Below are 24,923 nucleotides of genomic sequence, written 5' to 3'. Positions count from 1 at the left end.
TAGCACCAAGGTTCGGTGTCTCTCATGGATATCCACACTCCTCTCTCCACGTCCACTCCCTCCACGGTCGACGCATCCGCGATGCGCGAACCCGTCGAGGCGCTCTTCGAGGAGGCGAGGCGGCGCTCCCGGCGACGGCGCCTGGCCATCGGCGCGGCCATCGCTGGGCTCACGGCCCTCGCGGCGATCGCCGCGACGTCGTCGCTCAACGGTGCTGAGCCACCGCAAGGTCGCGAGGCGGCGCTCGGTGCTCCGTCGTTCGCGACACCCCTCGGCGTCTTCGAGCCGCTGCGGGGTCGAATCGTCTACCTGGCGGGAGATGAGCTCGTTGGTGTCGACCCGGCCGACCCGCCTTCGGTCACGAGCATCCCGATCCCGGATGAGATGCGCCCGCGGCCCGTCGTCACGGGCTGGTCGGCGGACGGCACGCGGCTGGCGCTGGCCTCCGAGGAATCCGACTGGAGTTACGTGATGGATGCCGAGGGCGGGGTCACCGAGGTCAAGAGACCGATCGGCTGCTGCCTGTTCGTCCGGACGTCCTGGCTCGCTCCGGACGGCCGCACCGCCCTCTCATCGGTCGAAGCCGACCGGATCCGACTCCGCGATCTCGACGGCGGCTCCGGACGCGTGATCGGGCTCGAGCCGCCGGTCGGGCCGCTCGGGGCGTTCGATGGCGGTCCGCCGGAGCACGTCTGGTCCCCGGACGGGACCCGGATCGCGTTCATCGTGTTTCAGCAGGTCGGCGGGGACTTCCTGCCGTCCATCGTCACCGCAGACCTCGAGACCGGAGCCACTCGCGAGCTGGTGGGCCAGGGGTTCGGGCACATCCGGCACATGACCTGGTCGCCCGATGGCGCTCGGCTCCTGGTGATCGCCGGCGCCGCGGCATGGGGAAAGACGCAGAACAACCCGCTCACCCGACCCCAGGAGACGGCAATGTACGTCGTGGACGCAGACCGCTCTGCTCCGACGGCGTCGCCCGCGGCCCTGGAGCCGATCGCCTCGGGACACTACATCGCCGGGACGTGGTCCCCCGACGGCGAGTGGGTCGCGGCTCTGGATTCGAGCCCCACGGGACGCGACCTGGTGTTGATGCGTGCCGACGGGGCGGTGCGACGCCTGCTCGTGGACCGCGTGGTTCCCGTCCTGTTCACCGGCTTGGCGTGGCATCCCATCGGCGGCAAGGCGATCCCCGACGATGGGCCGATCCGCCCGTGGATCGCGCCGCCATTCCTCGTCCCGCCCGCACACCTGCTCGATACGACGACGCCGCCGCTCCGGCCGGGCTCCGGGTACTGACGAGCGCCCGCCCGACCCCCGAAGCCCATCCACGCCAGCCCACGGACGACGTGCCCTCGGCCGGAGTTCAGGCGATCTCGTTGATGAGGTCGATCAGCTCGTCGATGCGGTAGCCGTGGTGTCGCGCGAACTCGACGAGTTCGCGCGCCTTCTGCACGACGGCGCCCTTGGCAGGCGTGCCGGCGACCGAGATGCCGCGGCCGCGACGGAACTCGAGTAGGCCCTCCTCCCGCAGCACCCGGAGGGCTCTCAGTACCGTGTTCGTGTTGACGCCGAGCACGGCCGCGAGGTCCTTCGCCGGCGGGAGCCGCTCGCCCGGTTCCGCTTCGCCGTCCGCGATCGCGCGCCGGATCTCGGCGGCGACCTGCTCGTAGAGGTCGGTCGGGTCGGTCTTGTCGACCTGTACGGGAATCATGGTGATAGCAATACTAGCACCAACGCCCGAGCGGATCCGACTTCGGGATCGGAGCGCCGGCGTGCAGCCGGAACCCGCTCAGCGCGACACGTTCGTGAAGATCGCCGCCTCGTACACGAACGATGGCGAGGTGCTCATCGTCAGCGTGTCGGGATCGGCGACCGACCACGCCTCCTGCCACGTGATCGACTCGCCCGGCTGGATGGGCGTGGTCGGCGGGATGCCGACCTGGCCGCCTTCGGCGCCCACGTCGATGATGCGGGTGGCCTCGGTGCCGCCGGACGAGAGCGTCGACACGACGATCGGCTGCACGTTCTCGGTCGAGTCGTTGACGATCGTGAGCGTGAACACGAGGTCCTCGGCCTGGTCGGAACCGGCCGCGAGGTCGGACGCGCTGAACGGCTCGGGTTCGGACACGGTCATCGTGACGCCGTCGCTCCACTGCATCGTCTCGCCGAACGCGAGCCCGTTCGCGGTGGCCTCGTCGTCCTCGCCGGGGGCGGGTGACTCATTCGGCACGGGCGTGCCCAGCTCGTCCTCGAGGCTCTCCCGGATCTCTTCCTCGATGACACCGGAGTCGACGAGTTGCCCGAAGATGCCCCACGCCACCACGGCGGCGACGACCGCGCCGACGATGGCCCCCACGATCGAGACGATGAGCGCGGTGATCGCGGGCCACTTCCGGCCTTTCAGGACCAGGCCCACGATCGACAGCACGAACGCGATCGGCAGGAGGATCCATCCGACGACCTGCACGAAGGGGATGCAGGCGAACACGAAGCCCACGACGGCGATGGCGAGCGCGATGATGCCGACGACGTTGGGGCCGGATGGCTCGCCGCCGGGCCCGCCGGCGGGTCGGGTCGTCGTGGTCGTGGTGGTCGTGCCGTAGGGCGCGACCGCGTACGGGTCCGTGCCGGAGCGCGGCGTGCCGTACGGGTCGGTGCCGAACTGCTGCGTCGCGTACTGGTCGGCGGGCGGGACCGCGCCGTACGGCGCGGTGGCGGTCAGGTCGGCCGGGCTCGGCGGATAGGCGGCGGTCGCGGCCTGGTCGGCGGCGGGCGCGAGCGGGGCGGTGTGCTCCGTCCACTGCGTCCCGTCCCAGTAGCGCAGCGCGCCGCGGCCGTCGTCGTACCAGCCGGCGGGAGGGTTCACGGGATCGGTCATGCGGGCGATGCTGCCACCGGCGCCGCTCCGCCGTGGGGCACAAAGGCCTCCCGCAGGGGGGCGGATGTGGGACCATCCGCCCCCTTTCAGGAGAACGCGCCCGAATCAGGACGGACTGCCGCGAATCGTCCTGCGGAGCCTCCGTGTTCCTGAAACGCGGATGTCGCGACATCCGCCCGCCGCAGTCAGACGCCGAGGTCGAGGTCGGCGATCCGCACCGGCTCCCCCGTCTCGAGCGAGTGGTTGCCCGCGATGCCGACCGCCACGGCGCGCACGCCGTCGGCGTAGCCCGCGACGCGGCCGAGCGGCTCGTCGCGGGTGACCCGGTCGAACAGGTGCCGCAGCAGGAACGCGTCGCCGCCGCCGTGCCCCCCGATGCCCTCGGGGATCTCGACCACCTCCGCGGACTCCCAGTGCCGCTGCAGCACGAGTCGCTCACGGTCGGGTCGCACGTCGTCGACTGCCGAGTGGTCGGGGTGCATGCTCGGGTCGACGACGACCCGCCCGTCGTCGCCGATGAGCACGGCGCCGCGCTCGACGACCTCGAGCTCGGCGCGACCCTCGGTGCCGTTGACGGTGACACGGTAGCCCTCCCACGGCGCGTGCGCGTTGAGCGAGTAGCTCATCGTCGCGCCGGAGTCGTAGTCGACGAGCGCGGCGAGGTTGTCCTCGATGGTGATGCCCGGGTCGAAGACATCGCGGTCGCGGAGGTAGCCGTCATGGTGCTCCTGGTCGAGGTAGAGCTCCTTCAGGCGCGCGTCGCCGGCGAGGTCGAGCGCGAACGGGTCGCCGGTCGTGCCGGTGCCGCGCGCGGGGCGATCGGCGAGCCCGCGCGCGGTCGCGTTCTCGGCACCGTAGAAGCGGAGCCCTCCGCTCGCGAACACGCGCACGGGCGCGGCGGCGATCCACCAGTTCACGAGGTCGAAGTGGTGCGAGGCCTTGTGGATGAGCAGCCCACCGGAGTTCGCCTTGTCGCGGTGCCAGCGGCGGAAGTAGTCGGCGCCGTGCACGGTGTCGAGCGCCCACTCGAAGTGCACGCTCGTGACCTGCCCGATGCGCCCCTCGGCGATGACGCGGCGGAGGGCCGAGTTGCGCGGGCTGTAGCGGTAGTTGAACGTCGTGATGACCTCGCGGCCGGTCTCCTCGATGGCCGCACCGATGTGACGAACGCTCCCGGCGTCGATCGTCAGCGGCTTCTCGACGACGACGTCGGCGCCCGCCCGCAGCGACCGCACGATGTAGTCCGCGTGCGTGAAGTCGGGGGTCGTGATGATCACGCGGTCGAGGCGCTGGTCGGCGATCATGAGCTCGAGGTCGCCGGTCGCATACCTGGCCGGGGCCGGATGGCCCGCCGCGACGACCTCGCGCTCGTACACGTCGAGTCGGCCGGCGTTCACGTCGCTCCACGCGACCAGCTCGGCGGTGCCGGGCACCTGCTCGGCACCCAGCACCGTGCCGGTCAACGCGCCGACGTACATGCCGGCGCGGCTGCCCGTGCCGATGAGTCCGTACCGTTCGCGTTGCGCCATCGCCTGCTCCACTCGGATCGCCAGTGCCGTCGCCGCCAGATGAGAAAGCGATTCCCGGGGCTGGACGAGAGGATGCGACATCCGCGCCGTTGCACTGGGAAAGCGCTATCTCGTCGGACTATCATTTCTACCATCCCGGTGGTGGACGGCCAAACCTCCCTGCAGCCGACAACCCGGGGAGTAGCATCGGAGCGCCGCGGGCGCGAGGACCCGCGATCGACGACGGAGGACGCATGACCGGCGACGCCGCCCCCACCACGCGGAGCGCCCCCGCGACGCTGCATGACGTCGCGCGCGAGGCCGGGGTCTCGCTCGCGACCGCGTCCCGCTCGCTCAACGGCAGCACCCGCAAGGTCAACGAGGAGTACCGCCAGCGCGTGCTCGCGGCGGCCGCGAAGCTGAACTACTCCCCCAACCTCTCGGCGCAGGCGGTGGCGCGCGGCTCGACGACGACGGTCGCGCTGCTCGTCGCCGACATCGCCGACCCCTACTTCTCGCAGATCGCCGCGGGCGTGGTCCGCGAGGCGGACCGCGAGCGGCTCATCGTCACCATGGCGGCCACCGAGCGCGACGCCGAGCGCGAGCTCGAGCTCGTCCGCACGCTGCGCGGCCAGCGCCCGCGCGTGATGATCCTCGCCGCCTCGCGCCGCGAGGGCGACCCGAACAACGAGGCGCTCGAGGCCGAGCTGCGCGCCTTCGAGTCCAACGGCGGACGTGTCGCGTTCGTCAGCAGCGCCGACCTGCCGTTCCGAGCGGTGCAGCTCGACAACCACGCCGGGGCCGAGGCGCTCGGCCGCGAGCTCACTGGCCTGGGATACCGCCGGTTCGCCGCGATCACGGGCGCCGAGGGCATCCGCACCGCCGACGAGCGCCTCGCCGGCTTCCGTGCCGGCCTCGAGGCGACGGGCGGCACGCTCGAGCGCGTCGTGCGCCCGGCGTTCACGCGCGACGGCGGCTACGACGGCATGAAGGAACTCATCGACTCCGGGCTCGAGGGCATCGAGCTCGTGTTCGCCGCGAACGACGTGATGGCCGTCGGCGCGATGTCGGCACTGCGCGACGCAGGGCTCACTCCGGGGGCGGATGTCGCGGTCGCGGGCTTCGACGACGTGCCGACGGTGCGCGACGTCACGCCGCCCCTCACGACGGTGCGGATCCCGCTCGAGGAGGTCGGCCGCCGCGCGCTGCGCCTCGCCCTCGGCGAGGCGACCGCCGACGACGAGGCGCCCGTGCACACCGAGGTCGTGCTGCGGGAGTCGACGCCGCGCCGCGGCTGAGCCGCACGCGGACGGCGCCCGCTCTCGCCGAATCCCGCCTTCATGCGACCTGACCCGCGACAACCCGGGTCTGGCGCTTCATCCCCGCCGCGTCATCCGCGCCCGCCCAGCACCCGGCCCACTCTCGCCGAATCCCGCCTTCGCGCGGCCCGACCCGCGACAACCCGGGACTCGCGCTTCATCCCCGCCGCGTCATCCGCGCCCGCCCCCGCACCAGCACCCGGCCCACTCTCGCCGAATCCCGCTTTCGTGCGGGCCGACCCGCGACAACCCGGGACTCGCGCTTGATGCCCTCGCCCCGCACCGCGTTCACATCGAAGGAGATCCGATTCGACGCGCCGTCGGATCCGGCCCGCTGGCGGCGCGTCGGGTCGGATCTCCGACGCCGTGTACCCCGAACGAATTGCCGATGGGCCGCACCGGGTCGTGCACCCGAACAGGGTGCCGGTGGTGGCCCACCGAATCGCAACGTGCGGAGCGTGCCGCGAACGAGGTGTTGCGCTCACGGGGAACCATGTCCTACACTCGGGTAAACGCTTTCCCACAGCGTGGCGGCGGCCGCCAGGTCCGTCGCCCGCTCCCGGCTCGAAGAGGAACCTCACCGTGGCAGACGCGACGACCCCGAAGACCATCGGCATCATCATGAACGGCGTGTCCGGCCGCATGGGCTACCGCCAGCATCTCGTGCGCTCGATCCTCGCGATCCGCGAGCAGGGCGGCGTGCTGCTGTCGGACGGCATCACGCGCGTCCAGGTCGAGCCGCTGCTCGTCGGCCGCAGCGAGGCCAAGCTCGCCGAGCTCGCCGAGAAGCACGGGCTCGAGCACTGGACGACCGACCTCGACGCGGCGCTCGCCGACGACCGCTGGCAGGTCTACTCCGACTTCCTCGTGACGAAGGCCCGCGCAGCCGCGCTGAAGAAGGCGATCGCCGCCGGCAAGGCCATCTACACCGAGAAGCCGACCGCCGAGAGTTTCGAGGAGGCGCTCGAGCTCGCGCGCCTCGCCGACGAGGCCGGCATCAAGAACGGCGTCGTGCACGACAAGCTCTACCTCCCGGGCCTGCAGAAGCTGAAGCGCCTGATCGAGAGCGGCTTCTTCGGCCGCATCCTCAGCGTGCGCGGGGAGTTCGGCTACTGGGTGTTCGAGGGCGACTGGCAGCCCGCGCAGCGCCCGAGCTGGAACTACCGCGCCGAGGACGGCGGCGGCATCATCGTCGACATGTTCCCGCACTGGAACTACGTGCTCGAGAACCTGTTCGGCCGCGTCGAGTCGGTCTACGCGAAGGCCGTCACCGAGATCCCCGAGCGCGTCGACGAGCACGGCGAGACGTACCAGGCGACGGCGGATGACGCGGCCTACGCCATCTTCGAACTCGAGGGCGGCATCACGGTGCAGCTCAACTCCAGCTGGACCACGCGCGTGAACCGCGACGAGCTCGTCGAGTTCCAGGTCGACGGCACGCACGGCTCGGCCGTCGTGGGCCTGTTCGGCTGCAAGATCCAGCCTCGCAACGCGACCCCGAAGCCCGTGTGGAACCCCGACCTCGCCGACGAGCACGACTACGCGGGCGACTGGATCGAGTCGCCCGGCAACCGCGAGTTCCAGAACGGGTTCAAGGAGCAGTGGGAGGAGTTCATCCGCCACGTCGTGGAGGACGCCCCGAACCACTACGACTTCCTCGCGGGCGCGCGCGGCGTGCTCCTCGCCGAGGAGGGCCTCCGCTCGAACGCCGAGGGCCGTCGCATCGAGATCCCGGTCGTGACGCTCGACTCGCCTGTCGAGACGGTCGCCGTGCCGGGCGACGCGTCAGAGCTCACCGGAGCCCGCTGACCATGACCACGCTCACCCTCCTCGGCACGGATGGCGCGACCCGCGCCGTCGCGCTGCATCCGGCGCCGAGCTTCGCCAAGCCCCGTCGGCCCCTGCAGTCGCGCGTGGCTTACGCCGCAGCCCACGTGGTGCCGAAGGCCCACGCCGACAACACGCCGGGGCAACCGGCCGACATCGACTGGGACGCGACGCTCGCGTTCCGCCATCACGTGTGGTCGTGGGACCTCGGCGTCGCCGACGCCATGGACACCGCGCAGCGCAACATGGGCCTCGATGCGGCCGCGACGCGCGAACTCATCTCCCGCAGCGCCGCCGAGGCGGCGTCGGCGGGCGCACGCCTCGTCGTCGGCGTGAATACGGACCACGTCGACGACGAGTCCATCTCGCTCGAGCAGGTGATCGACGCCTACAAGGAGCAGCTGCATCACACCGAGGACGCGGGTGCCGGAGTCGTGCTCATGGCGAGCCGGCACCTGGCCCGCGCCGCGCAGAACGCCGACGACTACCGCCGCGTCTACCGCGAGGTGCTCTCGGCGGCGGGCGCCCCGGTCGTGCTCCATTGGCTCGGCACGGCGTTCGATCCGGCGCTCGAGGGGTACTTCGGGTCGACCGATACGGATGCCGCGGCCGGCACGCTCCTGCAGGTCATCGAGGCGAACCGCGACGCGGTCCAGGGCGTCAAGATGAGCCTGCTCGACGCCGATGCCGAGATCTCGGTGCGGCGTCGCCTTCCGGCGACGGCCCGCATGTTCACGGGCGATGACTTCCACTACGTCGGCCTGATCGAGGGCGACGAGCAGGGGCACTCCGACGCGCTGCTCGGAGCGTTCGCGGCCCTCGCGCCGAACGCCTCCGCGGCGATCCAGGCGCTCGACGCGAACGACATCGACGCCTACCGCGCCATCCTCGGCCCGACCGAGGAGCTGTCGCGCCAGGTCTTCGCCGCCCCCACGTTCTACTACAAGACGGGCGTCGCCTTCCTGGCGTGGCTGAACGGCCACCAACCGGCGTTCCAGATGGTCGGCGGCCTGCACGCGGCGCGCAGCCTGCCGCACCTCTCGCGCATCGTCGAGCTCGCGAACGCCTCGGCCGCGCTCGAGCGCCCTGAGCTCGCGGCTGCTCGCTGGCACGAGCTGCTCACGATCAACGGCGTCGACACGACCGCGCGCCCGGTCGAGACCGCAGCGGATGGCGCGCCCGCGCCGGCTGCGTCCGACTCGGCCGACGCGACGAGCGTGGGGGTGCCCGCATGAGCGCGCATCCGAGGCTCTCGCTGAACCAGGCCACGATCAAGCACGCGACGCTCGACGAGGCGCTGCAGGTCACCGCGGAGGCCGGCTACCAGGCGATCGGCCTGTGGCGAGAGCCCGTGGCCGAGCTCGGTCTCGAGCAGGCGGCCCGCCGCCTCGGGAGCTCGGGCCTGCGGTTCACGAGCCTCTGCCGGGCGGGATTCTTCACGATGCCCGAGGGTCCGGAGCGCCGCGCGTCGATCGACGACAACCGCCGTGCGATCGAGGAGACCGCGACGCTCGCGGCGGCCGGCGCGCCGGGCTCGACGGCCGTGCTCGTGCTCGTCGCGGGCGGGATCCCCGCGGGCTCGTCCGACCTGATCGGCGCGCGCGCCCGCGTGGCCGACGCGCTCGCCGAGCTCGCCCCCGACGCCGAGGCGGGCGGCGTGCAGCTCGCCATCGAGCCGCTCCATCCGATGTACGTGTCCGACCGGGCGGTCGTCTCGACGCTGAAGCAGGCGCTCGACCTGGCAGCGCCGTTCGCGCCCGAGGTCGTCGGCGTCGAGGTCGACACGTTCCACGTCTGGTGGGACCCGGAGGCGCTCGACCAGATCGCACGGGCCGGCCGCGAGGGCCGCATCGCGAGCTACCAGGTATGCGACTGGAAGGCGCCGCTGCCTGCCGACGTCCTGCTCGCCCGGCACTATCCGGGCGACGGCGTGGTCGACTTCGCGTCGTTCACGGAGGCCGTCGAGGCGACGGGCTACGACCGCGACATCGAGGTCGAGCTCTTCAATGCCGAGATCTGGGCGACGCCGTTCGCGGAGGTGGCCGACCGCACCGCGGCATCCTTCGACGCCGTCGTGGCCCCGCACCTCGCGAAGGCGCCCGCGACGTCGTCGGCCCTCAGTCGAGGCGCGTGATCGCAGGCATCCGGTAGGTGCCGTCGAGCACCGACGCCCGTGGCTCGTAGATGCGCACCATGGGCCGGAACTCGCCGGCGGGCGTCGGCAGCCAGTTCGCGGCCGCGACCTCGTCGTCGGGTCGCTCGCGCTGCATCCGGATCACGAGCGATCCGTCAGTGGCGCGCACGAGCCCCGGCGTGCGGTCCCCGATCGAGTACCGGTCGATCGGGTTGGCCACGAGCAGGAAGTCGGGCATCGAGTACATCGTGATCGACCAGAACGCGTCTGCGGGCGGCGGCTCCTCGAGCCGCAGCTCGTAGGCGTGCGCACCGTCGAGCTGCCGGCCGTCGGCGTCGACGAACACCTCGCCGTACACCGCCTCGTACCCGTGATTGCCCCACAGGCCGTTGCGGGCCGAGCGCGCCCGCGTCTCGTACGCCTGCTCGCGGTCGGCGATGCGCCACTCGGGGGCGTCGACGGTGCCGATGCCGAAGTGGTCGAGGTTGTAGTCGAACGCGTGCACGAGCAGGTTCCACCCATTGACGGCGCGCGACGCGTCGGGTCGCGAGAGCTCCTCGATGCGGTTGCGACCCTCGGCGGTGGCGTGCGCGAGGTGCTCGTCGAGCTCGCGCGAGACGATGCCGTACGGGTTGCCGCGATCGGCGAGGCCGTACGCCGCGAAGCGGCGCAGGTACTCGCGGTCGGGCGCTGACGGCGGGAACGCCTGGCTCCACGCGCGCAGAAGCTCCCACGGACGCAGGTGCTCGGGCAGCCCGGCGGCGTGACCCTGCGGGATGCCGCGGAGCGGTCCGTTCCCGTTGAGGGGCTCGAGTGCGAGGCCCGCCTCGATGCGCTGCACGCGAGGCAGGTCGTCGTCGCCGTCGACCGCGAGCCGGCCGACGATGGCGGCGATGTCGGTCGGGGCCTCGATGACACGCACGCCGTCGGACCCGACGGGACCGTCCCATCCCGGCGGCACGATGAGGAACTCCGCCTCGCCCGTTCCGGTCGCCCGTCGCCCGACGTAGGCGAAGTTGTTCGTCCACGCGTCCACGAACTGCAGCACGTAGTACGAGCCGTCGGTGTCAGGAACCCGCAGTCGAACCGGTCCGCCCGACAGGTCGAGGAAGGCGATGGCGTAGATCGTGTCGTTGTTCACGCTGACGAACGCATCATCGGGCGTCGCCAGCCGCGGCGCGAACGCGAAGCGGTTCCAGCCCGGCGGCGGCAGCGCGGCGCCCATGCCGTGCTGCGCGATCGCCTGGATCGACGAGAGGTTGTAGACGACCGGATACCCGAAGACGTAGCCGTCGACGAGCAGGCGTTCGGTCCAATCCATCGAGCACCCCCGGAAAACGGGCCCGCGCGGGCCCTTCCGGTCAGGCTACTGCGATCAGGCGGATTGCACGCGATGCAGTTCGGCGTACCTTCCGCCGACGGCGACGAGTTCGTCGTGCGAGCCGGTCTCGACGACGCGGCCGCGCTCGAGCACCACGATGCGATCGGCCGATCGGATGGTGCTGAGCCGATGGGCCACGACGAGGGTCGTGCGTCCGCGCATCAGCCGGCTCAGCGCGTCCTTCACCTTCGACTCCGACTCGGGATCGAGCGCGCTGGTCGCCTCGTCGAGCAGCAGGACGCGTGGATCGCGCACGAGCGCCCGCGCGATCGAGAGCCGCTGGCGCTGGCCTCCCGACAGCCGCGCACCGCGCTCGCCGACCACGGTGTCCCAGCCCTGCGGCTGGGCGGCGACGATGTCGAGTGCGTTCGCGTCGCGCAGGGCGGCGAGCACGCGCTCGTCGCTCACGTCTCCGAGTCCGTACGCGATGTTCTCGCGGATGGTGCCCTCGAACAGCACCGACTCCTGCGGCACGACCGACACGAAGCGCCGGAAGGTGCGCAGGTCGAGCTCCTCCATGACGACGCCGTCGAGCAGCACCCGACCGCGGGTGGGCCGCAGGAACCCGAGCACGAGGTTCAGCAGGGTCGACTTGCCCGATCCGGACGAGCCGACGAAGGCGACGGTCTCCCCCGCGCGGATCTCGAGGTCGACGCCGTCGAGCGCGGGCGGCTCGCCGGACTCGTACCGCACCTCGGCACCGTCGAGGCGGATGTCGCCGCGCACCGCCTGCACGGCCCGCTTGCCCGCGTTGTGCTCGAGGTCGGGTTCCTGCAGCACCTCGGCGATCGAGCGGACCGACTCCGTGCCGCGCGCGATGATCGGCAGCAGCATGAGCAGGCCGGTCGCCGCCTGCGTGAGCAGCGCGAAGTAGGCGCTCAGCAGCACGACCTGTCCTGCGGTGATGGGGAGCCACCCGCTCACCGAGATCCATGCGGCGAGCACGAGGCAGCCGACGCCGAGGAGCTGCAGCGAGACCCACGACAGCGAGGCGAACCGTCCGTTGAGCAAGTCGAGCGCGAAACCGGCCTGTCGCACCCCGTCGGCCCCGCGCGCGACGCGGCCGACGGCCACCTGCTCCAGCCCGTGCGCGCGGGTGATCGGCAGCAGCGTCGCCATCTCGCCGACGCGCGCCGAGAACTGCTCGACCTCGCGCCGGAACGACTCGTTGCGTGCCCGGCTCCGGCGGTTCAGGATGGCGCGCAGCAGCACGGCGAGCGGGATGGCGAGCGCGTACACCGGAAGGAACTGGGGCACGTTGATCGCGGTCATGGTGATCGCGCCGATCAGCACCATCGTGGCCGACAGCAGCGGATGCGCGGTCTGCTGCAGCATGACCTCGACGTTCTCGACGTCGCGCACCACCTTCGTCTGCACGATCGCCGAGTTCGCGCGCGTGTGGAAGCCGATCGACAGCACCTGGAGCCGCGCGGCCAGGGCGTTGCGCAGGTCGCGGCCGATGTCGCGGACGGCCCCCATGAACCGGCGCGTGTACGCGACGTGGTTCGGGTAGTTCTGCACGAGTGCGATGACCGCGATGCCGGCCCAGAGCGCGAGCGTGCCGAGCGGCCCGCCCGCGACCACGACGTCGATGATCTCAGCCGTGACGACCGGCATGAGCCACAGCGGCGTGTCCTTCAGGGCGAAGAAGGCGACGGATGCCGCGACCCGGCCGCGGTGCATGACGAGCAGTCGCAGGACCGACCGAGCGGGCCGTCGTCCGTCGACGGCCCGCTCGATCTCGGAAAGCGCTTGCCCATGCATGCGTCCATTCTGCCGTGCGGGCGACCGACGCGCCATCCCCGCTGCTGGATCGACCGGCGTGCTCGGGCGCCCGCCGCAGCACCGTAGGCTGGATCGATGTCGTTCGAACCCCGCTCCATCCCGATCGACCCCGACGCGAAGGCGGCCCTCGCCGCGAAGGGCCTGGACTATCGGCTCGTCGACCCGACCGACCTCGAGGCACTCGACGGATGGATCGATGCCGACCACCGCGGCTTCCACCACCCGCGCCCGCGCGACGTCGGCCGCGAGTACGACCGCGGGGTCATGGCGGAGCGCCGCATCCACGGCGTCTACGACGACATCCCCGAACCCCGCGTCCCGGTCGCCACGGTCTCGAGCTGGCCCTCGGGCCTGAGTGTGCCGGGCGGCCGCAGCGTCGACGGCTGGGCCGTGAGCTCGGTGACCGTCTCGCCGACCCATCGCCGTCGTGGCATCGCCCGCGCCCTCATGGAGGCCGAGCTCGCGACCGCCCGGCGCGCGGGCGCGGCGGTCGCCATGCTCACCGCGACCGAGGCGACCATCTACGGCCGCTTCGGCTACGCGCCCGCCGCCAAGGCGACGACCGTCGAGGTCGACCGCCGGCGCGCCCACTGGATCGGGCCGGATGCACCGGGGCGTGTCCACTTCGTCGAGCCCGCGTCGCTCCGCGACCAGGCACCGGCCATCTCCCGGCGTGCGGTCTCGCGCACGCCCGGCGAGATCGACCGCTGGTCCGGCGCGCTCGATCGGATGCTCGGCCTCGTCGACCCCGATTCGGATTCCTCGCGGGGCCTCAGGGCCCTGCGGTACGACGACGAGCACGGCCAGCCGCAGGGCTTCGCGACCTTCCGGGTCACCCGCGAGCCGAACGAGCCCGGCTGGGTCGAGTTCGACGTGCTGGCCGCGGCGACGGATGACGCGGAGCGCGCGCTCTGGCGCGTGCTGGTCGAGCAGGACTTCGTCACAGGCGTGCGCGGCCTGCTGCGCTCGGTCGACGAGCCGCTCGAATGGCTGCTCGAGGATCCGCGCGCCGTCACGACGCGCGACGCCGGCGACCACCTGTGGGTCCGCGTCGTCGACGCCGCGGCCGCCCTCGGGGCCCGCCGCTACGGCGCCGCGGGCGAGCTCGTGCTGGACATCGTCGATCCGCTCGGGTACGCCGCCGGGCGCTACACCCTGCTGGCGTCCGCCGACGGGCGGGCGGTCGTGCACTCCCCCCGTTCCGACGGCCAAGCCGACGAGGCGGCGCCCAAGCGCGAACGATCGCGCACGCGCAGCGCCGGTGCCGAGGCGGGCGGCTCGCGCTCGGCGAACCGCGCTGCCGTCCCGCGCTCGATGCGCCTGCACGTGCGCGACCTCGCGTCGATCTACCTCGGCGGCGTGCGTCCGTCGGTGCTCGCGCGGGCCGGACGCATCACGGAGGCGTCGCCCGGGGCGCTCGACCTCGCCGACCGCATGTTCGCGTCACCGCGCACGCCGCACCTCAGCATCTGGTTCTGACGCGTCATCCGGTCAGGCGAGGTCCTGGCGCGGGAAGATCACCTTCTCGACGATGATGATGAGCGATGCCGCGATGGGGATCGCGACGAGCGCGCCGAGCACGCCGCCGAGCGTTCCTCCCGCCACCGCCGCGATGACCACGAGCGCGCCCGGCACCGAGACGGCGCGGCTCATGATGCGCGGGCTCAGCACGTACGCCTCGATCTGCATGTAGATCAGGTAGTAGACCGCGGCCGCGACGCCGGTCGCGGGCCCGGCGGTGAAGCTGATGATGGTGATGATCACCGCGCCCGTCAGGGTGCCGATCAGTGGCACGAGCGAGCCGAGGAACGCGATGAACGCGAGCAGGATGGGCGCAGGCGCGCCGATGATCGTCAGGTAGATGAGGCTCAGCACGCCGTTGATCGAGGCGAGGCTGACCTGTCCGATGACGTAGCGGCCGACCGATCCCGTGATCTCCTCGGACACCTCGACGAAGCCGTTGCGCGAGGAGGCCGGCACGAAGCGCGAGGCGTACCGCTTCATCGCGTCGAGCGATGCGAGGAAGTACAGCGTGAGGATGAGCACGATCGTCGCACCGGTGAGCCCGCCGGCGATGCCGGCCCCCACGGCGAGGATGCCGCCGGTCAGCGCGCCGATGTTCTTCGGGTCGCCGAGCCAATCGCCGATGAAGGCGATGCTGTCCTCGATCCAGGTGGTGCCGCCGGCGACGGAGCTGATCCACGCGACGAGGTCGCTGTTCGCGGCATCCTCGACGATCTGGTCCCAGTTCTCGACGATCGTGGTCACCTGCTCGACGACGAGCGGCACGATGGTCGCGATGAGGCCGACGAACAGGCCGATGACGACCAGGAACACGATGAGGATGGCGACCCACCGCGCCATCCCGCGGCGCTGCATCCAGCTCACGACCGGGTCGAGGCCGAGCGCGAGGAACAGCGCGAGCGCGACGTACAGGAGGACCGTGCTGAGCTGGCCGATGATGCCGCCGAGGAACACCGCGAGCAGCACGCCGATCGCGCCGACGAAGCCCATCCGGAACGCCCGCACCCGGACCTCGGGCGCGTTCGAGTTCGCCTCGGCGGTCACCTCGGCCTGCACGGGCGGCTCGGGCTGCCGGACCACGCCGGCGACGCGTCTCCACATGGGTGCGACGCTACGCGCGCGCCGCGCGGCGCGACGGTCGGCGCGCCGCGCCGACCGTCAACCCACGCGATGGCGCCATCCGCATCGGGCGGGTCACACGGACACGCCGGCGGTCGTGAGCCAGACCGCGACCGCGACGCCGACCGCGAGGGCGCCGAGCAGCGCCCCGGCGGCGCCGATGAGCAGCCGTTGCTTCGCGGCATCCCCCTGGTCGGCGACCCGGGCCCAGGTGGGAACCCGGCCCTTGCGCACGTGCGTCTCGAAGATCATCGAGCGGATGATGTCGCGCATGGTGCTCGCGACGTCGTGCGCGTTCGGCCGCACCGCGGGGTCGTCCGCGGTCATCGCGGCGAGCAGGGCCCGCCACTCGGCCGAGAGCTCCTCGGGGATCTCAGGCGACCGGTGGAGGCGCGCGAGCGCGGCCTCGATCGGGGTGCCCGAGTACTCGCGCTCGCCCTTCAGCGACTCGAGGAGTACGAGCCCGAGCGAGTAGATGTCCGTCGCGGCGGTGACGTCCTCACCGCGCGCCTGCTCGGGCGAGATGTACGCCGCCGTGCCCATGATGGTGCCGTGGCCGGTCAGGCGCGTGCCGTCGACGAACTGGGCGACGCCGAAGTCGGCCAGTCGGGTCATGAGCGTGTACCCGAACGTCGGCGTCTCGCTCACGAGGATGTTCTCGGGCTTGATGTCGCGGTGGATGACGCCGTGGCCGTGCACGTAGCTGAGCACGTCGGCGACCTGGGCGCCGACATCGGCGACCTGCCGCGGCTTGAGCGGCCCGTTGTGGATCCGGTGCGCGAGGGAGAGGCCCTCGACGAGCTCCATCACGAGGTACCGGCGCTCGACGCCCGCGTGCATGAGCCTGCCCGCGTCGTAGACCGGGACCAGGCCCAGGTGGGTGAGGCCGCTGAGCAGGTTGATCTCGCGCTCCCGGCGCTGGCGGTCGGAGACCGTCTCGTCGGCGTCGCGGAACAGCTTCACGGCGACGTGCCGGCCGAGCTCGTTGTCGCGGGCCCGGTAGACGTCGGCCATGCCACCCGAGCCGATGTGCTCGAGGAACTCGTAGCGCGGCACCGGCTCGGTGTACTCGGGCTCGCCGGCCGTGTCCTGCGCAGGCACGGGAAATGCATCGGGTGAGACGGCGCCCGGGATGGACGGCATCGCGCTCGGGTCGGTGCGAAGGGCGGGATCGGTGCGGACGCTGGGATCGGTGCGGACATCCCGATGCGCGGGCAGGATCGGGTCGGCCCGCAGGTCGGCGACGTGTGCGCCGACTGCGTTCGCGCTCGCGGCCTCGTCGGGGTTCGGAACGGCGCCCGGCCCGGTGCGGTGGACCGCATCAGGTCGGAGGGTGGGGTCGGTGCTGACGCCGACGCCGGCCACGCCCGGCATGCCGGGCGGGTGCGGGCGTCCTTCGGGGGACGACTCGTGCATGCGGATGGCCTCTTCTCTCCGGTCGGGGCGACCGATTCCACGCGCACGATTGCTGGGGATCTTGCGGCGTTTCGCTAGTTTATCTAACTAGCATCCCCGGCGATCGCATCACGTCATGCAGTCTTCCGAATGCGGATACAGTTGGGCAATTCACCTGCTGCCCGTTGACATGGCGCACCTGAACGTGCAGCGGATGAGTCCGGGCTCAGGAGACGGGTCGCCCCGACACGATGGCCGAGACCCGCGCCTCAGCCCGTTCGTCGGGTCCGCCGACCTCGCTCACGCTGTCGACGGCCTCGCGCATGCGGTCGAGGAAGTCGAGGACCGCGACGGCCTCATCGGGCTCGAGCCCCTCCGCGACCTCGATCATCCTGCGGTGCATATCGCCGAGCGTCGCACGCACTTCGTCGTCGCTCGTGATGGTCGGGGCGATGACGAGCGCTCGGCGATCCGTCGGGTGCGGCAGGCGTTCGACGTGACCGCTGCGCACCAGCCGGTCGATGAGCACGGTCGTCGACGCGGACGAGATGCCGAGGTGCGCTGAGAGGTCCTTCGGGCTCACCGACCGCTTCTCGGCCTGGCACTTGAGGAGGAAGCGGATGGCGAGGAGATCGGTCTCGCCCATGTGCATGGCGGAGCGCGTGCGTCGCCGCATGGCCGTCTCGGCGGCTCGGTAATCGCGAAGCGCGTTGAGCACCGCGACGCCCCGTCGGGTGCGATCAGCGGCATACCAGTAGCCCGAGGATCGCTCGCCAGTCATCCCACCGATACTACATGAACTCGTTACTAGACCCTCTAGCAATCGGCCCCGGCGCGGGGCTCAGAAGGAACGGACGTACCTCCACGGCAGCTGGTCCATGAGGAGCCGATGTCGGGCCCCGACCGACTCGCCCGCTTCCTCGCCTCGGACGGTGTTCTCCCGCTCCACCGCGAACTCCTCATCCTCCTGCCAGAACAACCGACTCCGGTCGCCGCTGAACCGGCCGACGAACGGCAGCACCCCCTGCTCGGCGAGTCGGGCGAGCACGGCCTCGACGGAGAGCGCATCGCGAAGCCCGTGCAACGTGACCCACGTCGGCGGGAACAGGGTCATCCGGCCCCCGGCATGGCGGGCGAGCGCGTCGGCCGGGCGCAGCCACTCGGTGGCGACGAGCTCGGCAGGCGCCGGCACGGGCTCGGCCTCGGGCGCCCGGGAGGCGAAGAACCGCGTGCGGAGGCGCTTCGGCACACCCTCGGGCGGACTCCACACGGCGAACTCGACGAGTGCCTCCGGGTCGATCGCGAGCCCGACCTCCTCGGCCGTCTCGCGCACCGCGGCACGTCGCGCGGCCCCGCTCGAGTCGAGCGGCTCGCCCTCGGCGTCATCGTCGTCGACGGCGCCGCCCGGGAAGACCCAGGCGCCGGCGAACGACCCGCGGTCGGGGCGCTCTGCGAGGAGCACCTCCACTCCCCCGAGGCCGTCGCGGAGCAGTACGACGGTGGCGGCCGATCCGACGGCGGGAACGGTGGCTGGGGCCTCGTCGCGATCCATCCCGCCAGCCTATGCCGGGTCGGTACACTGCCGAGGTGGCCGAGACCGCCGATGCTCCGCAGCTGCCCGATGGCGTGACGCTGGTTCGCGCGCCGAACCCGGGGCCGATGACGCTGGACGGCACGAACTCCTGGGTGCTCCGCGCGCCGGGCGCGCGCGGCTCGATCGTGATCGATCCGGGGCCGTCCGACCCCGCGCATCTCGAGCGCCTCGCGGCCGGCGGCGTCGAGCTGGTGCTCATCACCCACCGCCACCGCGACCACACCGAGGCCGTCGACGCGTTCGCCGGGCTGTCCGGCGCGCCCGTGCGCGCGATCGACCCCGTCTGGTGCCGCGACGGCGCGCCGCTCGCCGACGGCGAGCGCATCCGGGCCGGCGGGGTCGAGCTCGAGGTGCTCGCGACGCCCGGCCACACGTCCGATTCGGCGTGCTTCGCCCTGGTGCCAGTGACGACGGATGGCGCGGCCGCTGCCTCCGCTGCCGCGGTCGCCGTGTTCACGGGTGACACGGTGCTCGGCCGCGGAACGACGATCATCGCGCACCCCGACGGCGCGCTCGGTCCGTACCTCGAGTCGCTCGAGCGCCTCCGGGCGATCGGCGCACCCGGCGGGATCGCCGTCCTCCCCGGTCACGGACCGGCGCTGCCCGACCTCGCCGCGATCTGCGACGCCTACCTCGCGCACCGCAGCGAGCGGCTCGACCAGATCCGCAACGCCCTCACCCGGCTCGGCGCCGACGCGACGACCGAGGCCGTGACCGACGACGTGTACGCCGACGTCCATGGGTCCGTGCGCTTCGCCGCCGAGGCATCCGTGCGGGCACAACTGGAGTACCTGCGCGGCGCCTGACGCCGGCAGGGCGCCCGCTCACTCGACCGGCTGGACCTCCTTGACGCTGCCGGTGTCGTCGACGTACTGCTGGTGCAGGTGCACGGGCTCGACCTCCCGCTGGGCCGAACGCTTGGCGCGGCGGCGCGCTGCGGTGAGGTTCAGCAGCTCGACGAAGATCGCGAAGGCCATAGGGCCGTAGATGAGGGCCTTGTCGATCTTGAAGCCGAAGCCGTCGGCGATGAGGAACACGCCGATGAGCAGCAGGAACGAGAGCGCGAGCATCTTCACCGTGGGGTGGCGGTTCACGAACGCGAAGATGTAGCGCGCGGCCACGAGCATGAGCGCGAACGAGAGCACGACGACCGTGATGATCACGATCATGTTCTCGGTCATGCCCACCGCGGTGATGACCGAGTCGAGCGAGAACACGATGTCCAGCGCGAGGATCTGCGCGAGGACCCGCGCCGAAGGTCGCGGTGCCGGCGCCGGTCGTGTGCTCCTCGGCGCCTTCGAGCTTGTGGTGGATCTCGGTGACGGCCTTGTAGACGAGGAACGTGCCGCCCGCGATCAGGATCAGGTCGCGGCCCGAGAAGCCCATGCCCCAGAGCGTGAACAGGTCGGTCTTCAGCGTGATGATCCATCCGGCGGCGAACACGAGCCCGACGCGCATGACCATCGCGAGGGTCAGGCCGAGGTTGCGGGCCCTCGCCTGCTGCTCGACGGGCAGCTTCGCGGCGAGGATCGAGATGAAGATCACGTTGTCGACGCCGAGTACGACTTCGAGCACGAACAGGGTCAGGAACACGGCCAGCAGGTCGGGCGTGAACTCGAGGGAGAAGTCCATGCGGACCATTCTCTCCGAGCCGCGGGTTCACTCCCTGTGCGCCGGCCTGAGTGAGATCGGCGGGATGGCGGTGCCGAGCGGATGGCGCATCCACACGTCGCCGGTGCGCCGGTGCTCCTCGCGCGTCGCGAACGTGTACAGCTCGGTGCGCGCTCGGACCGCGACCGGGCGCTCGCCGCCGAACGGATCGTGTGCGAGCAGCTTCAGCGTCGCGGCATCCGCCTCGAGCAGCTTCTCGAGGAACCGCAGGAACCAGTTCTCCTCGATGCGGCCCAGGGGCAGGAACCACATGAGCCAGTCGAGGCGCAGGTGGTAGGGCGCGTACTGCCGCGGGATCCGCCGTGCGTCGCCGGGCTTGCCCTTGAACCCGTACTCGCGCCACTCGGCCGACGGGTCGCGCGGGTCGTCGGCCGTCCCCTCGACGACGACCTCGACGCGCTGCCGCGTGACCGAACCGAACGCGCCGTACGCGTTGACCAGCATGAACCGGTCGAACGACGCGTTCATGAGCTGCCGCTTCGAGAACAGGTTCATGAGCGGATTGCGGCTGAGCCACAGGATGAGGCCCGTGACGAGGAGCACGATCGCGATCCACCACTGCGGGCTCATCGCATCCGCGGGTGCCTCGAGCGCCTCGAGCGGCAGCCACGGGAACAGCCATTGGACCGCGGCGTCGCCGACCGCGCCGAACGCGAGCACGATCGTGATCCAGTTCAGCCAGGCGAAGTTGCCGGTGATCACGAGCCACAGTTGCGTGGCGATGACGATGGCGGCCGCGGCCGTGCGCACCGGCTGCGGCGCGAAGAGCAGGAACGGCACGACGAGCTGCGCGAAGTGGTTGCCGAGCACCTCGAACCGGTGGAACCACTTCGGCAGCAGGTGCGCCTGCCGGCTCAGCGGACCCGGCATGGGCTGGGTCTCGTGGTGGTAGTACAGCGCCGTGAGGTCGCGCCAGGCGCGATCGCCGCGCAGCTTGATCATGCCGGCGCCGAACTCGAGGCGGAACACGAGCCACCACACGAGCACGATGATGGGCAGCGGCGGCGGCACTTCACGCGAGCCGAGGAACGCGACGAGGAAGCCCGCCTCGCACAGCAGCATCTCCCAGCCGAACGAGTAGAACGTCTGCCCGACGCTCGCGATCGACAGGTACAGACCCCACAAGGCCAGGAACACGAGCATCGGCAGCCAGGGCGGGCCCAGCTGGGGCAGGCCGACGACGGCGGATGCCGCGAGCACGAGCCCCACGATGGCGACGCCGACCAGCTTCGCGTCGCTGTACCCCCACCGGCGGAAGATGGTGGGGCCGAGGTACCCACGACGACGCGTGCGCCGGAGCGGCCCGACCTTCTCGCCGAGCCGTTCCTCGCGCTCGCGCATCCGCCGCTCGGTGGCGCGCACCGCGTCGAGCAGGTCGGGCACAGGCAGCAGCCCGCGCTCGCCGAGCAGGACGCGGAACTGGTTCAGCGTCGAGGCGAACGCGACGAGGAACAGGGCCGCGATGCCGCGCTGCAGCACCTCGCGCGCGAGGTCGGAATCGCGCGCGTCGAACCAGGAGAACCAGTCGGTCCAGTCCACGTCGTCACGCTAGCCCCTGCGACGACAGCGGCCCGGGGCCGAGGGCCTCTCGCCGCGTGTCGCGGTCGTCGGCGCGTTCAGGCCGGGGGGTTCGCCGGATCGACCGTCTCGATGGTCTCCTGCTCGACCGGGTTGTCGGCTTCGAGGTCGTTCGCGTCGGGGCCGGGGTCGGTATCGGCGCGGCCTCCGGGGCCTGGCTCGGCGCCGGTGTCACCCACGCCGCCCGCTGCCGTACGCTCGGCGTCGGCTGCCTCGCGGTCGGCCGAGTCAGGGTCGAGCATCGCGTCGCCGGGGCTGCCGCCGGTGCCCCCGACGCCTCCGCCCGTCGCGCCGCCGCCCATCGTTCCTCCGGAGTCGATCATGCTTCCGCCGCCCATCGTGTTGATCGTGCCGGTCAGCCCTGGCGAATTCTCGTTCAGATCGCCCGCGGGTGGGAGACGGTCCTCGTCCTCCCACGGGTTCAGCGGGTCGTCGCCCATGTGCGCGTGCCTCCTCTGCGAATCGTGGTTCGAGATGATTCCACGTTGCTCCGAGTGCGCGGAAGCGTCAACGGGTTGACACTCCTGCGGGCCCGCGGCGCGCCGGAGACGCGGATGCGCCCCGAGCCCGGGGGCTCGGGGCGCATCGTGCGTGGGGGCGGATGGCGCGGGGCGCCGGGTGTGCGCGCGGATCAGGCGACGAGCGCGACGCCGGCGTTCCAGCCGACCTTCTCCTGCACGGCCAGCGTGAGCTGGAGGAAGCCGATCGACTCGAGCTCGCGGGCGCGCGACAGCTTGCCTGCGTCGACCGCGTTCACGCCGCCGGCCCGGATGACGTCGACCAGGGCCTGCTTCGCGAGGTCGTCGTCACCGGCGACGAGCACGGTCGTGGGGTGGGCACCGCCGACCGACTTCGCGGCCAGGGTTGCGGCGAAGTTGGTGTTGAACGCCTTGAGCACGCGCGACTCGGGGAGCTTCGCGGCGAGTTCGGCGGCGGCGGACCCGTCGGCGGGCACGACGAGCGAGTCGAAGGTCTCGAAGTTGAGCGGGTTGGAGATGTCGACCACGATCTTGCCGGCGAGCTGTTCGCGGCGCGCCTCGATGATCTCGCTGAGCGACGGGTAGGGCACGGCGAGGATCACGAGGTCGCCCGTGACCTGCTGCGCGACGTCGCGGCCGATGAACTCGACCGTGTTGCCGCCCGCTGCCACGATGCCGCCGATGGCGGTGCCCATGTTGCCGTTTCCGATGATGCTGACCGTCGTCATGATGTCCTCTCCGCGCCGTTCGACGCGATTACTTGTTGCGACAACCAATACGATAGCGCAGTTCAGTTGTCGCGTCAACTATGTGTGCGAGAATGTCGTCATGACGGATGACACGCGCTGGCTGAACACCGAGGAGTCGGCGGCCTGGGTGCGCCTCGTGGCGCTCACCGAACTGCTGCCCGGCGCGCTCGACGCCCAGCTGCTGCGCGACGCCCAGCTGACACACTTCGAGTACGGGGCGCTGATGGCGCTCGCGGCCGCGCCCGACCGCACGATGCGCATGACCGCGCTCGCCGCGCGCACGAACGCCACGCTCCCCCGGCTCTCGCACGTCGCGCGCCGGCTCGAGGAGCGCGGGCTCATCCGGCGCTTCCCGTGCCCCGAGGACCGTCGCGCGACGAACGCCACGATCACCGAGGCCGGCATGGAACTCATCGACCGGGCCGCGCCCGGACACGTCGAGACCGTCCGCAGCACGGTGCTCGACGCGCTCTCGCCCGAGCAGCTGCAGCAGCTGTACGCGATCGCCGGCGCCGTGCTCACGCGGCTCGATCCCGACGAGCGACTCTCGGCGACCTCCTGCCAGTTCAGCGAGGGTCCGGCGCTCGCACGCGCCGGATAGACACGCCCGAGCAGGATCCACCTCCGACGCTCGCCCCCGTTGAGGGGTCGTGTCCGCGGAGGCACCTCGTTAGCATGAACTCATCGTGACCCGAGGGACGGCGATGCTGCCGCGCCCGGATCACCTGTGCTGAGGAGGCCAGGATGAACGTGGTTCGAACTCTCGCCAAGCCTGTGGTGCTGGTGTCCGCCGCATTGCTTCTCGCCGTCGGCTCCACGGCTGCACTGAGCGCCGCCGGTGCCGACGAGGAGACGCTCCGGCTGCACCTCGGCAGCGACGGGACGCGCTTCGTCTACAGCAACGACGGCGATCCGATCACCCAGGCGATCCCCGCTCCGCGGAACTGCCGAGTCAGCGTCGACGGTGCGCTCGCCGCCATCACCGGCAGCGATCAGGGACCGGGCCTCAAGGACGGTTCCATCGGCATCAAGACGGGCGGCTCCACGGGTGTGCCGTGCGCCCGGGTCGACAGCACCGAAGACCTGACGGTGGCGCTGAAGGGCGTGCCCGACGCGGTGAAGGCCAGCCTCGACCTCGAGCTCAAGGGCGGCGTCCGGGTCGACATCGTCGTCTCGCGCGACGGCACCGAGGTCGACACCTTCCAGATCCGCTCCGGCGGCGGGATCGTCCCCGGCCAAGGAGTGGACGGAAGTACAACCGAGCCCTACACCGCGACGGCGACCGCGGCGCAGCCGATCGCGAACTGTCGCAACGCCTCCGACTCCGGACCGGACGCAGGCCCCAAGGACAACTGCTACGTGACCATCGAACCGGCGTCGTCGTTCGACGAGGTCGCGTTCCGGCCGGTGAGCGGGGAGGTGTCGCTCGAGGGCAGTGGAGACTTCGGCAACAACCCCAGCTTCGACACGATCTTCACCCTGGCCGGGTTCACCGGTGAGCTGGGCTGCACCGAGGCCGACAACACTGCGGCCATCGAGCAGGGCGGCGTCTTCGGCAGCTTCACACGGCTGGAGAACAGCGACGGATCCGACTGCGTGCTGAAGCCCTACACGCTCGAGGTCGACGTCGCCGCCGAGACGATCAGCTTCGTGCCGGTCGACAACGAGGGAGCCCCACAGCCCGCGACCTATCGCGGCACGGTGAAGTTCGGCCCCCAGGACTCGGCGAACCCGTTCACGAGCAAGCTCGAGTACGACCAGGATGACGACGGACCGCTCGACTTCGAGTTCATGCCGTGGTGCGCGGGCGATCCGTTCGCCACGCCCGACGTGCCCGGCTCGATCGACACCTCCGTGATCCCCTCCGGCCACACCTGGTGCATCGTCTCGGAGACCACCACCATCTTCTCGGCGACGCAGACGCGCACCGCGTGGGACGTGGTCGGGATCGGCGACCCGAAGATGCGCTGACGGTTCGA

General features: G+C 71.4%; 22 protein-coding genes and 1 pseudogene. 9 read left to right on the top strand and 14 right to left on the bottom strand.

Annotation, left to right across the window (positions count from 1 at the left end; all coding sequences use genetic code 11):
• Window positions 1-81 precede the first annotated feature (81 nt).
• A complete protein-coding gene (locus ACFQ58_RS11445; protein ID WP_376951233.1) occupies window positions 82-1,299 on the top strand; it encodes a TolB family protein in 1,218 nt (405 codons plus the stop codon).
• Between the two features lie 67 nt (window positions 1,300-1,366).
• On the opposite strand, the gene ACFQ58_RS11440 is transcribed toward ACFQ58_RS11445, so the two are convergent.
• The 3 genes from ACFQ58_RS11440 to ACFQ58_RS11430 form a co-directional block, all read right to left on the bottom strand.
• Window positions 1,367-1,714 (bottom strand): GntR family transcriptional regulator, encoded by a 348-nt coding sequence (locus tag ACFQ58_RS11440; RefSeq protein WP_376951232.1) that lies wholly within the window; start codon window positions 1,712-1,714, stop codon window positions 1,367-1,369.
• A gap of 78 nt (window positions 1,715-1,792) precedes the next feature.
• Window positions 1,793-2,881: a DUF2510 domain-containing protein gene (locus tag ACFQ58_RS11435; RefSeq protein ID WP_376951231.1), complete on the bottom strand. Its 1,089-nt coding sequence runs from the start codon at window positions 2,879-2,881 to the stop codon at window positions 1,793-1,795.
• Between the two features lie 185 nt (window positions 2,882-3,066).
• A complete protein-coding gene (locus ACFQ58_RS11430) occupies window positions 3,067-4,410 on the bottom strand; it encodes a Gfo/Idh/MocA family protein (RefSeq protein ID WP_376951230.1) in 1,344 nt (447 codons plus the stop codon).
• A 233-nt stretch (window positions 4,411-4,643) separates the two neighbouring features.
• Here ACFQ58_RS11430 and ACFQ58_RS11425 point away from each other — a divergent pair, with 233 nt between their 5' ends.
• The 4 genes from ACFQ58_RS11425 to ACFQ58_RS11410 all read left to right on the top strand — a co-directional run bounded on the left by ACFQ58_RS11425 (window position 4,644) and on the right by ACFQ58_RS11410 (window position 9,669).
• Window positions 4,644-5,687, top strand: coding sequence for a LacI family DNA-binding transcriptional regulator (locus ACFQ58_RS11425; RefSeq protein ID WP_376951229.1), 1,044 nt, complete (start codon window positions 4,644-4,646; stop codon window positions 5,685-5,687).
• A 642-nt stretch (window positions 5,688-6,329) separates the two neighbouring features.
• Window positions 6,330-7,517 carry a Gfo/Idh/MocA family protein gene (locus tag ACFQ58_RS11420; protein ID WP_376951615.1) on the top strand — a complete coding sequence of 396 codons (1,188 nt, stop codon included), beginning with the start codon at window positions 6,330-6,332 and terminating at the stop codon, window positions 7,515-7,517.
• A 2-nt stretch (window positions 7,518-7,519) separates the two neighbouring features.
• A complete protein-coding gene (locus ACFQ58_RS11415; protein ID WP_376951228.1) occupies window positions 7,520-8,770 on the top strand; it encodes a DUF993 family protein in 1,251 nt (416 codons plus the stop codon).
• Window positions 8,767-9,669 (top strand): sugar phosphate isomerase/epimerase family protein, encoded by a 903-nt coding sequence (locus ACFQ58_RS11410; RefSeq protein ID WP_376951227.1) that lies wholly within the window; start codon window positions 8,767-8,769, stop codon window positions 9,667-9,669. The genes ACFQ58_RS11415 and ACFQ58_RS11410 overlap by 4 nt, the downstream gene beginning before the upstream one ends.
• Here ACFQ58_RS11410 and ACFQ58_RS11405 read toward each other — a convergent pair.
• The gene (locus ACFQ58_RS11405; RefSeq protein ID WP_376951226.1) at window positions 9,653-10,990 is read right to left on the bottom strand and encodes a DUF1254 domain-containing protein; all 1,338 of its coding nucleotides are present in this window, start codon (window positions 10,988-10,990) and stop codon (window positions 9,653-9,655) included. The genes ACFQ58_RS11410 and ACFQ58_RS11405 overlap by 17 nt on opposite strands.
• A 54-nt stretch (window positions 10,991-11,044) precedes the next feature.
• On the bottom strand, window positions 11,045-12,814 hold the full coding sequence (locus ACFQ58_RS11400) for an ABC transporter ATP-binding protein (RefSeq protein WP_376951225.1): 1,770 nt from the start codon (window positions 12,812-12,814) through the stop codon (window positions 11,045-11,047).
• Window positions 12,815-12,910: 96 nt separating this feature from the next.
• Here ACFQ58_RS11400 and ACFQ58_RS11395 point away from each other — a divergent pair, with 96 nt between their 5' ends.
• On the top strand, window positions 12,911-14,314 hold the full coding sequence (locus tag ACFQ58_RS11395; RefSeq protein ID WP_376951224.1) for a GNAT family N-acetyltransferase: 1,404 nt from the start codon (window positions 12,911-12,913) through the stop codon (window positions 14,312-14,314).
• A 12-nt stretch (window positions 14,315-14,326) separates the two neighbouring features.
• Here ACFQ58_RS11395 and ACFQ58_RS11390 read toward each other — a convergent pair whose 3' ends face one another.
• From ACFQ58_RS11390 to ACFQ58_RS11375, 4 genes are all read right to left on the bottom strand, one after another.
• The gene (locus ACFQ58_RS11390; RefSeq protein ID WP_376951223.1) at window positions 14,327-15,460 is read right to left on the bottom strand and encodes an AI-2E family transporter; all 1,134 of its coding nucleotides are present in this window, start codon (window positions 15,458-15,460) and stop codon (window positions 14,327-14,329) included.
• A gap of 93 nt (window positions 15,461-15,553) precedes the next feature.
• Entirely contained in the window at window positions 15,554-16,894 is a 1,341-nt protein-coding gene (locus ACFQ58_RS11385; RefSeq protein WP_376951222.1) for a serine/threonine-protein kinase, read from the bottom strand.
• Between the two features lie 205 nt (window positions 16,895-17,099).
• Window positions 17,100-17,654 (bottom strand): MarR family winged helix-turn-helix transcriptional regulator, encoded by a 555-nt coding sequence (locus ACFQ58_RS11380; protein ID WP_376951221.1) that lies wholly within the window; start codon window positions 17,652-17,654, stop codon window positions 17,100-17,102.
• A gap of 60 nt (window positions 17,655-17,714) precedes the next feature.
• On the bottom strand, window positions 17,715-18,425 hold the full coding sequence (locus ACFQ58_RS11375) for an NUDIX domain-containing protein (RefSeq protein WP_376951220.1): 711 nt from the start codon (window positions 18,423-18,425) through the stop codon (window positions 17,715-17,717).
• Window positions 18,426-18,532: 107 nt separating this feature from the next.
• Here ACFQ58_RS11375 and ACFQ58_RS11370 point away from each other — a divergent pair, with 107 nt between their 5' ends.
• Window positions 18,533-19,273, top strand: a complete 741-nt coding sequence (locus ACFQ58_RS11370) for an MBL fold metallo-hydrolase (protein ID WP_376951614.1) — start codon at window positions 18,533-18,535, stop codon at window positions 19,271-19,273.
• An 18-nt stretch (window positions 19,274-19,291) separates the two neighbouring features.
• Here ACFQ58_RS11370 and ACFQ58_RS11365 read toward each other — a convergent pair whose 3' ends face one another.
• From ACFQ58_RS11365 to ACFQ58_RS11345, 5 genes and pseudogenes are all read right to left on the bottom strand, one after another.
• Window positions 19,292-19,684, bottom strand: coding sequence for a TerC family protein (locus tag ACFQ58_RS11365; RefSeq protein WP_376951219.1), 393 nt, complete (start codon window positions 19,682-19,684; stop codon window positions 19,292-19,294).
• Between the two features lie 127 nt (window positions 19,685-19,811).
• Window positions 19,812-20,099, bottom strand: a pseudogene (locus tag ACFQ58_RS11360) (TerC family protein); the annotation flags it as partial.
• 27 nt (window positions 20,100-20,126) lie between these two features.
• Window positions 20,127-21,677 carry a lipase maturation factor family protein gene (locus tag ACFQ58_RS11355; RefSeq protein ID WP_376951218.1) on the bottom strand — a complete coding sequence of 517 codons (1,551 nt, stop codon included), beginning with the start codon at window positions 21,675-21,677 and terminating at the stop codon, window positions 20,127-20,129.
• Between the two features lie 77 nt (window positions 21,678-21,754).
• On the bottom strand, window positions 21,755-22,156 hold the full coding sequence (locus tag ACFQ58_RS11350; RefSeq protein ID WP_376951217.1) for a hypothetical protein: 402 nt from the start codon (window positions 22,154-22,156) through the stop codon (window positions 21,755-21,757).
• Between the two features lie 191 nt (window positions 22,157-22,347).
• Window positions 22,348-22,923, bottom strand: a complete 576-nt coding sequence (locus tag ACFQ58_RS11345) for an NADPH-dependent F420 reductase (protein WP_376951216.1) — start codon at window positions 22,921-22,923, stop codon at window positions 22,348-22,350.
• Between the two features lie 100 nt (window positions 22,924-23,023).
• On the opposite strand from ACFQ58_RS11345, the gene ACFQ58_RS11340 reads away from it, so the two are divergent.
• A complete protein-coding gene (locus tag ACFQ58_RS11340; protein WP_376951215.1) occupies window positions 23,024-23,545 on the top strand; it encodes a MarR family winged helix-turn-helix transcriptional regulator in 522 nt (173 codons plus the stop codon).
• Window positions 23,546-23,688: 143 nt separating this feature from the next.
• Window positions 23,689-24,915 carry a hypothetical protein gene (locus tag ACFQ58_RS11335; RefSeq protein ID WP_376951214.1) on the top strand — a complete coding sequence of 409 codons (1,227 nt, stop codon included), beginning with the start codon at window positions 23,689-23,691 and terminating at the stop codon, window positions 24,913-24,915.
• The last annotated feature ends 8 nt before the right edge of the window (window positions 24,916-24,923 follow it).

Origin of the sequence: Agromyces sp. NPDC056523, from assembly GCF_042794545.1 — a bacterium.
Classification (GTDB): domain Bacteria; phylum Actinomycetota; class Actinomycetes; order Actinomycetales; family Microbacteriaceae; genus Agromyces.
The sequence above is the reverse complement of the archived record's forward strand: the minus strand, read 5'-3'. Positions and strand labels throughout refer to the sequence as shown.

Coding starts and splice junctions, on each gene's coding strand:
- ACFQ58_RS11445 (WP_376951233.1), top strand. CDS start 82: ATGCGCGAACCCGTCGAGGCGCTCTTCGAGGAGGCGAGGCGGCGCTCC.
- ACFQ58_RS11440 (WP_376951232.1), bottom strand. CDS start 1,714: ATGATTCCCGTACAGGTCGACAAGACCGACCCGACCGACCTCTACGAG.
- ACFQ58_RS11435 (WP_376951231.1), bottom strand. CDS start 2,881: ATGACCGATCCCGTGAACCCTCCCGCCGGCTGGTACGACGACGGCCGC.
- ACFQ58_RS11430 (WP_376951230.1), bottom strand. CDS start 4,410: ATGGCGCAACGCGAACGGTACGGACTCATCGGCACGGGCAGCCGCGCC.
- ACFQ58_RS11425 (WP_376951229.1), top strand. CDS start 4,644: ATGACCGGCGACGCCGCCCCCACCACGCGGAGCGCCCCCGCGACGCTG.
- ACFQ58_RS11420 (WP_376951615.1), top strand. CDS start 6,330: ATGAACGGCGTGTCCGGCCGCATGGGCTACCGCCAGCATCTCGTGCGC.
- ACFQ58_RS11415 (WP_376951228.1), top strand. CDS start 7,520: ATGACCACGCTCACCCTCCTCGGCACGGATGGCGCGACCCGCGCCGTC.
- ACFQ58_RS11410 (WP_376951227.1), top strand. CDS start 8,767: ATGAGCGCGCATCCGAGGCTCTCGCTGAACCAGGCCACGATCAAGCAC.
- ACFQ58_RS11405 (WP_376951226.1), bottom strand. CDS start 10,990: ATGGATTGGACCGAACGCCTGCTCGTCGACGGCTACGTCTTCGGGTAT.
- ACFQ58_RS11400 (WP_376951225.1), bottom strand. CDS start 12,814: ATGCATGGGCAAGCGCTTTCCGAGATCGAGCGGGCCGTCGACGGACGA.
- ACFQ58_RS11395 (WP_376951224.1), top strand. CDS start 12,911: ATGTCGTTCGAACCCCGCTCCATCCCGATCGACCCCGACGCGAAGGCG.
- ACFQ58_RS11390 (WP_376951223.1), bottom strand. CDS start 15,460: ATGTGGAGACGCGTCGCCGGCGTGGTCCGGCAGCCCGAGCCGCCCGTG.
- ACFQ58_RS11385 (WP_376951222.1), bottom strand. CDS start 16,894: ATGCACGAGTCGTCCCCCGAAGGACGCCCGCACCCGCCCGGCATGCCG.
- ACFQ58_RS11380 (WP_376951221.1), bottom strand. CDS start 17,654: ATGACTGGCGAGCGATCCTCGGGCTACTGGTATGCCGCTGATCGCACC.
- ACFQ58_RS11375 (WP_376951220.1), bottom strand. CDS start 18,425: ATGGATCGCGACGAGGCCCCAGCCACCGTTCCCGCCGTCGGATCGGCC.
- ACFQ58_RS11370 (WP_376951614.1), top strand. CDS start 18,533: ATGACGCTGGACGGCACGAACTCCTGGGTGCTCCGCGCGCCGGGCGCG.
- ACFQ58_RS11350 (WP_376951217.1), bottom strand. CDS start 22,156: ATGGGCGACGACCCGCTGAACCCGTGGGAGGACGAGGACCGTCTCCCA.
- ACFQ58_RS11345 (WP_376951216.1), bottom strand. CDS start 22,923: ATGACGACGGTCAGCATCATCGGAAACGGCAACATGGGCACCGCCATC.
- ACFQ58_RS11340 (WP_376951215.1), top strand. CDS start 23,024: ATGACGGATGACACGCGCTGGCTGAACACCGAGGAGTCGGCGGCCTGG.
- ACFQ58_RS11335 (WP_376951214.1), top strand. CDS start 23,689: ATGAACGTGGTTCGAACTCTCGCCAAGCCTGTGGTGCTGGTGTCCGCC.